Origin of the sequence: Pseudomonas sp. Pseusp97, assembly GCF_047304025.1 — a bacterium.
Taxonomy (GTDB): Bacteria; Pseudomonadota; Gammaproteobacteria; order Pseudomonadales; family Pseudomonadaceae; genus Pseudomonas.
Window position 1 is genome coordinate 1 of sequence record NZ_JBGLYK010000261.1, and the last position, 6981, is coordinate 6981.

6 protein-coding genes are annotated in these 6981 nt (G+C 67.3%); all 6 read left to right on the forward strand.

Going from position 1 to position 6981, the window contains the following annotated elements:
• Window positions 1–126 precede the first annotated feature (126 nt).
• On the forward strand, window positions 127–1317 hold the full coding sequence (gene doeA / locus ACCC94_RS26265) for an ectoine hydrolase DoeA (protein ID WP_413352540.1): 1191 nt from the start codon (window positions 127–129) through the stop codon (window positions 1315–1317).
• Window positions 1318–1321: 4 nt separating this feature from the next.
• Complete coding sequence (doeB, locus tag ACCC94_RS26270) at window positions 1322–2338, forward strand: N(2)-acetyl-L-2,4-diaminobutanoate deacetylase DoeB (protein ID WP_413352541.1); 1017 nt, start codon at window positions 1322–1324, stop codon at window positions 2336–2338.
• 18 nt (window positions 2339–2356) lie between these two features.
• Window positions 2357–2845, forward strand: a complete 489-nt coding sequence (locus ACCC94_RS26275; protein ID WP_413352542.1) for an Lrp/AsnC family transcriptional regulator — start codon at window positions 2357–2359, stop codon at window positions 2843–2845.
• A gap of 369 nt (window positions 2846–3214) precedes the next feature.
• The gene (locus tag ACCC94_RS26280; protein WP_413352543.1) at window positions 3215–3865 is read left to right on the forward strand and encodes a 7-cyano-7-deazaguanine/7-aminomethyl-7-deazaguanine transporter; all 651 of its coding nucleotides are present in this window, start codon (window positions 3215–3217) and stop codon (window positions 3863–3865) included.
• 134 nt (window positions 3866–3999) lie between these two features.
• Window positions 4000–5457, forward strand: a complete 1458-nt coding sequence (locus tag ACCC94_RS26285) for an NAD-dependent succinate-semialdehyde dehydrogenase (protein ID WP_413352544.1) — start codon at window positions 4000–4002, stop codon at window positions 5455–5457.
• A gap of 16 nt (window positions 5458–5473) precedes the next feature.
• The gene (locus ACCC94_RS26290) at window positions 5474–6853 is read left to right on the forward strand and encodes an aspartate aminotransferase family protein (RefSeq protein WP_413352545.1); all 1380 of its coding nucleotides are present in this window, start codon (window positions 5474–5476) and stop codon (window positions 6851–6853) included.
• The last annotated feature ends 128 nt before the right edge of the window (window positions 6854–6981 follow it).

A 6981-nucleotide genomic window follows, 5' to 3' on the forward strand; every position in this document is an offset into this window, starting at 1 on the left:
GGAGCGAAGCGATACCCATCAATGGCGGCCGATCACTGCCGATGGGTATCGCTTCGCTCCACCCATCCTACGGGTCACCGAAGGCATTTGCGTTCCAGAACAAGACACCCGAGAGAGGATTTCCGCATGTCCGAAATCGTCGTCAACCTCCCCTTCAGCCGGGAGGAATACGCCCAGCGGATCGCCAAGGTCCGCGCCAGCATGCTCGAGCGCAACATCGAGCTGCTGCTGGTCACCGACCCGTCGAACATGGCCTGGCTCACCGGCTACGACGGCTGGTCCTTCTACGTGCACCAGTGCGTGCTGCTGGCGCTGGAGGGCGAGCCGGTCTGGTTCGGCCGCGGCCAGGACGCCAACGGCGCGCGGCGCACGGTGTTCATGCAGGCGGACAACATCGTCGGCTACCCCGACCACTACGTGCAGTCCACCGAGCGCCATCCCATGGATTACCTGTCCCGCGAGGTCATCACGGCGCGCGGCTGGTCCGGCCGGACCATCGGCGTTGAAATGGACAACTACTACTTCAGCGCCGCCGCCTTCCGCTCGCTGCAGGCCAACCTGCCGAGCGCGAAATTCGTCGACGCCACGGCCCTGGTGAACTGGCAGCGCGCGGTGAAATCCCCGCGCGAGATCGAATACATGCGCGTCGCTGCGCGCATCGTCGAGAAGATGCACGCACACATCGTCGAACGCATCGAACCGGGCATGCGCAAGAACGAGCTGGTGGCGGAGATCTACAGCACCGGCATCCTCGGCGCCGACGGCCACGGCGGCGACTACCCGGCCATCGTCCCGCTGCTGCCCACCGGCGCCGATGCCAGCGCGCCGCACCTGACCTGGGACGACACGCCCTTCGAACGCGGCGCCGGCACCTTCTTCGAGATCGCCGGCTGCTACAAGCGCTACCACTGCCCGCTGTCGCGCACGGTGTTCCTCGGCAAGCCGCCCAAGCACTTCCTCGACGCGGAAAAGGCCGTGGTCGAAGGCATCGCCGCCGGGCTGGACGCGGCCAAACCGGGCAATACCACCGGCGACATCGCCCGCGCCTTCTTCGGCGTGCTGGAGAAGTTCGGCATCCACAAGGACAGCCGCTGCGGCTACCCCATCGGCATCAGCTACCCGCCGGACTGGGGCGAACGCACCATGAGCCTGCGCCCGAGCGACAACAGCGTGCTGGAACCGGGCATGACCTTCCACTTCATGCCCGGCCTGTGGATGGACGACTGGGGCCTGGAGATCACCGAAAGCATCCGCATCACCGAGCGCGGCGTGGAAACCTTCTGCGACTACCCGCGCCAGCTGTTCGTGAAGGAGTGAGGCGATGACCCATTCAGCCGACAAGCCGCTTCGTGAGAGCCCTATTTCCGCCAGCGTCGATTTCCAGCGCGACGGCGTGCAGCACGGCCATCTCAAGCTGCCCTACTCGCGGGACGATTCGGCCTGGGGCGCGGTGATGATCCCGGTCTGCGTGGTGAAGAACGGCGACGGCCCCACCGCGCTGCTCACCGGGGGCAACCACGGCGACGAGTACGAAGGCCCGGTGGCGCTCAGCCGCCTGGCCCAGGAGATGCGCGCCGAGGACGTGCGCGGCCGGGTGATCATCGTGCCGTTCATGAACACCCCGGCGTTCCTCGCCGGCAAGCGCACCTCGCCCATCGATGCCGGCAACCTCAACCGCAGCTTTCCCGGCCGCCCGGACGGCACGGTGACGCAGAAGATCGCCGACTACTTCCAGCGCACCCTGCTGCCGCTGGCGGACGTGGTGCTGGATATCCATTCCGGCGGCCGCACCCTGGACTTCCTGCCTTTCGCCGCCTGCCACGTGCTGCCCGACAAGGCCCAGCAGGAAGCCAGCGAGGCGCTGATGCGCGCCTTCGCCGCGCCCTACTCCATGCGCATGCTGGAGCTGGATGCGGTGGGCATGTACGACACGGCCGCCGAGGAGCAGGGCAAGCTCTTCGTCACCACCGAACTGGGCGGCGGCGGCAGCAGCAGCGCGCGCAGCGTAGCCATCGCCCGGCGCGGTGTGCGCAATGTGCTGGTGCAGGCCGGCATTCTGCGTGGCGAAGTGGAGCCGGCGAACTCGGTGATGCTCGACATGCCCGACGGCGATTGCTTCGTCGGCAGTGAACACGGCGGGCTGCTGGAGATGTGCCGTGACCTGGGCGAACGCGTCGAACGCGGCGAGGTACTGGCGCGGGTGCACGACGTGCTGCGTACCGGCGCCGCGCCGGTGGAGTACCGCGCCAAGCGCAGCGGCATCCTCGCCGCGCGGCATTTCCCCGGCCTGGTGCAGAGCGGCGACACCCTCGCGGTGGTCGCCGAGGTGCTCGGCTGAGCCGCGCGGGAGGCAGCCATGATCAAGCTCGACCGTTATGACCTGAAGATCCTGCGCATCCTCGCCGGCGACGGGCGCATCACCAAGTCGAGCCTGGCCGAGGCGATCAACCTCTCGGTCAGCCCGGCCTGGGAGCGCGTGCGCAAGCTGGAGGAGGCCGGGTTGATCAAGGGTTACCGCGCGCAGATCGACTGGCCGGCGCTGTTCAAGCAACAGCAGGTGCTGGTGGAAATCACCCTGGCGCGCCACACCGCGCAGGACATGAAGCGCTTCGAGCAGCGCCTGCAACAGGCGCCGGAGGTGGGCTTCTGCTACGCCACCGGCGGCGGGGTGGACTACATCGCGATGATCCAGGCCCGCGACATCGACCACTACCAGCGCTTCATCGACCAGCTTCTGCTTGAGGACGTGGGCATCGAGCGCTACTTCACCTACATCGTCACCAAGGTGATCAAGACGCTGGATGCGGCGATTCCTGCCGAAGCGCTGGAGCAGGGCGCTGCGTAGGGCGAATAACCTGGAACAGGTTATGCGCCCTACGCCGTGCCTTCTTTTTGTAGGAGCGGGCTTGCTCGCGAACCCGGCCAGCGCCGATGCGGCTGGGAAATCTGTTCGCGAGCAAGCTCGCTCCTACAGCTCCCGATTTGCACCGGTGTAGGGCTGTGCGTAGGAGCGGACTTCGTCCGCGATGGTGTCCGGCGCGATGCGGGGCCGATCGCGGACGAAGTCCGCTCCTACGAATATGCAAACATCCGCACTGAACAAAAAACGCTCAACAAATCCTGACTTCCCGGTCCGGATCGTATACAATGCGCGCCGCTCGGCACGGTGCCGGGCATGGGTTCCCTCACCCCATCGACGAAAAAGGCCCAAAGCATGTCGGCATCCCTTCCGGCGGCAAGGCGCGGCGCACTCGCCGGCCTGGTCGCGTTTCACATCCTGATCATCATCGCCAGCAACTATCTGGTGCAGCTGCCAATGACCCTCTTTGGCTGGCACACCACCTGGGGGGCGTTCAGCTTCCCGTTCATCTTCCTGGCCACCGACCTCACCGTCCGCCTGCTCGGCAAGCGCCCGGCGCGGCTGGTCATCGCGCGGGTGATGATTCCCGCGCTGCTGGCTTCCTACGTGATCTCGGTGATCTTCCAGGAAGGCGCCTTCCGGGGCTTCGCTTCCCTGGGCGAATTCAACACCTTCGTCGCGCGGATTTCCCTGGCCAGCTTCCTGGCCTACGTGTTCGGCCAGATCCTCGACATCCAGGTCTTCGACCGCCTGCGCCGCATGCGCCAGTGGTGGATCGCGCCGGTGGTCTCGACACTGTTCGGCAACCTGCTGGATACCTTCACCTTCTTCTCCATCGCCTTCTGGCACAGCGACAACGCCTTCATGGCCGAGCACTGGGTGGAAATCGCCTGGGTCGACTACGGCGTGAAGCTGGCGGTCATGCTGATGCTCTTCGTGCCGCTCTACGGCATGCTGCTCAGCGCCATCACCCGCAACCTGCGTCGCCAGCCCGCGGCGGCCTGATCCCACACGAAAAAGCCCAACAGCGGCGGCAGAACTGCGAAAAGATCTGCCGCCGCCATCCCCCGCTTAGGAAAAAACCGCGCGTCCCCGGCCCCTAGCATGGTCTCCATGCCAACCGTCCGGGAGATGCCGCCATGTCCTTTGCCCATCCGCTGCTGTTCAAGTCGCTCTGCTATGTGAACGGCCACTGGCTGCACAGCGCCAGCGGCACCAGCATTGCCGTCGACAACCCCGCCACCCGCGAAGCCATCGGCCATGTGCCGCTGCTCGACCGCGAGCAGATCATCGGTGCTGTCGATGCCGCCGCCGCCGCCTTTCCCGCCTGGCGTGCGCGCAGCCTGGATGAGCGTGGCGCATTGCTGCGCCGCTGGGCCGAGCTGATCCGCCAGCACCGCGAGGATCTCGCGCAGATCCTCAGCCTGGAACAGGGCAAGCCGCTGGCCGAAGCGCTCGGCGAGATCGATTACGCCGCCAGCTTCATCCCCTGGTTCGCCGAGGAAGCGCGGCGGCTGAACGGGCGCAACATTCCCAGCCACATCCCCAACGCGCACCTGGGCACGGTGGTCGAGCCGGTTGGCGTCGCCGCCCTGCTGACGCCATGGAACTTCCCCGCGGCAATGATCACCCGCAAGGCCGCCGCCGCCCTGGCCGCCGGCTGCAGCGTGGTGGTCAAACCGGCTCACGAAACGCCCTACTCCGCCTTCGCCCTGGCGCAACTGGCGGAGGAAGCCGGCTTCCCCGCCGGCGTGTTCAACGTGGTGCTCGGCGAGCCGCAGATGGCCATGGAAACCCTGGTCGGCGACAGCCGCGTGCGCGCCGTGAGCTTCACCGGCTCGACCCGCGTGGGCAAGCTGGTCCTGCAGGCCGCCGCCCAGGACGTGAAGAAGGTCGCCCTGGAGCTGGGCGGCAACGCGCCCTTCATCGTGCTGCCGGATGCCGATCTGGAGCAGGCGGTGCAGTTCGCCATCGACGCCAAGTTCCAGACTTCCGGGCAGGACTGCTGCGCGGCCAACCGCATCCTGGTCGCCCGCGAACTCTACGAACCCTTCCTGCAGCGCTTCTCCCTCGCCGTGCGTGAACTGCGCGTCGGCCCGGCCAGCGACTCGCGCAGCCAGATCGGCCCGCTGATGCACCAGCGCGCCTTCGACGTCACCTGCGAGCGCGTGCAGGACGCCATCGACCAGGGCGCGCGCCTGCTCGCCGGCGGCGAGCCGCATGCCTTGGGCGGCTGGTTCCACCAGCCCACCGTACTGGCCGACGTCACGCCGCAGATGCGCATCTGGCGCGAGGAAAACTTCGCCCCCATTGCCGGCGTCAGCGCCTACGACGAGCTGGACGAAGCCGTCCGGCTGGCCAACGACACCGAGTACGGCCTGGCCGCCTACCTTTGCGGGCAACGCCTGGATCACATCTGGCCGCTGATGCGGCGCCTGGAGTTCGCCATGGTGGCGGTCAACGGCGCCAGGTTCACCGGCCACCCCATTCCCTTCGGCGGCATGAAGGCTTCGGGCCTGGGCCGCGAGGGCGGCAGCGAGGGCTTCGAGCCCTTCGTCGAAACCAAGTACTTCGCCCTGCACCACGGCGCCATCTGACCGGGAGACCATCGCCATGACCGACTACGCCAAGCTGTTCGAAGACGACCGTGCGCATTTCATGCACCCTTCCACTCACGCCCACGACCACGCCAGCGGCGCGCTGCCGGGGCGGATCATCACCGGCGCCTCCGGCGTGCGCATTCGCGACCACCAGGGCCGCGAGCTGCTCGATGCCTTCGCCGGCCTCTACTGCGTGAACATCGGCTACGGCCGCACCGAAGTCGCCGACGCCATCCATGCCCAGGCCACGCAGCTGGCCTACTACCACACCTACGTGGGCCATTCCTCCGAGGCGATCATCGAACTGTCCGCGCGGATCATCCGCGACTGGGCGCCGGCGGGCATGAAGAAGGTCTACTACGGCCTCTCTGGCTCCGACGCCAACGAGACCCAGGTCAAGCTGGTGCGCTATTACAACAACGTGCTGGGCCGGCCGCAGAAGAAAAAGATCATCTCCCGCCAGCGCGGTTACCACGGCTCGGGCATCGTCACCGGCAGCCTTACGGGCCTTGCCAGCTTCCACCAGCACTTCGACCTGCCGGTGGAGGGCGTCAAGCACACCCTCTGCCCGCACTTCTACAAGGCCCCGGCCGGCATGGACGAAGCCAGCTTCGTGCGCCACTGCGCCCAGGAGCTGGAAAACCTGATCCTCGCCGAAGGCCCGGATACCGTGGCCGCCTTCATCGGCGAACCGGTGATGGGTACCGGCGGCATCATCGTCCCGCCCAAGGGCTACTGGGAGGCGATCCAGGCGGTGCTGGCGAAGTACGACGTGCTGCTGATCGCCGACGAGGTGGTCTGCGCCTTCGGCCGTGTCGGCGACAAGATGGGTAGCCAGCGCTATGGCATGCGCCCGGACCTGATCACCACCGCCAAAGGGCTGACCAGCGCCTACGCGCCGCTGTCCGCGGTGATAGTCGGCGAGAAGGTCTGGGATGTGATCGACAGTGCATCCAGCCGTGAAGGCGCCATGGGCCACGGCTGGACCTACTCCGGCCACCCCATTTGCGCGGCGGCGGCGCTGGCCAACCTGGACATCCTCGAACGGGAAAACATCACCGCCAATGCGGCGGAGGTCGGCGGCTACCTCAACCAGCAGTTGCGCCAGACCTTCGAGGGCCATCCCCTGGTGGGCGAAGTGCGCGGCGACGGCATGCTGGCGGCGCTGGAGTTCATGGCCGACCGCGAGGCGCGCACGCCTTTCGATGCGGCGCTGAAGGTCGGGCCGAAGGTTTCGGCGGCATGCCTGGAACGCGGCATGATCGCCCGCGCCATGCCCCACGGCGACATCCTCGGCTTCGCCCCGCCGCTGGTACTGACCCGCGCCGAGGCGGACGAGATCGTCGGCATCGCCAAGGCGGCGGTGGATGCGGTGGCGGACCAGGTCCTTTAACGCGCGGCCTGCTCTTCTGTAGGAGCGGGGGTTGGGGGGGCACGAGTTACCCCCCGCGCCCGGGGCCGGCGGGTGGCCGGCCAACACGCGGCGAAAGCGACGTACGGGGCGGGGCGGGGGAAAAAAAA

What these genes read in the sequence shown, in the direction of transcription:
- doeA (WP_413352540.1), top strand. Translation starts at nt 127, where the DNA reads ATGTCCGAAATCGTCGTCAACCTCCCCTTCAGCCGGGAGGAATACGCC.
- doeB (WP_413352541.1), top strand. Translation starts at nt 1,322, where the DNA reads ATGACCCATTCAGCCGACAAGCCGCTTCGTGAGAGCCCTATTTCCGCC.
- ACCC94_RS26275 (WP_413352542.1), top strand. Translation starts at nt 2,357, where the DNA reads ATGATCAAGCTCGACCGTTATGACCTGAAGATCCTGCGCATCCTCGCC.
- ACCC94_RS26280 (WP_413352543.1), top strand. Translation starts at nt 3,215, where the DNA reads ATGTCGGCATCCCTTCCGGCGGCAAGGCGCGGCGCACTCGCCGGCCTG.
- ACCC94_RS26285 (WP_413352544.1), top strand. Translation starts at nt 4,000, where the DNA reads ATGTCCTTTGCCCATCCGCTGCTGTTCAAGTCGCTCTGCTATGTGAAC.
- ACCC94_RS26290 (WP_413352545.1), top strand. Translation starts at nt 5,474, where the DNA reads ATGACCGACTACGCCAAGCTGTTCGAAGACGACCGTGCGCATTTCATG.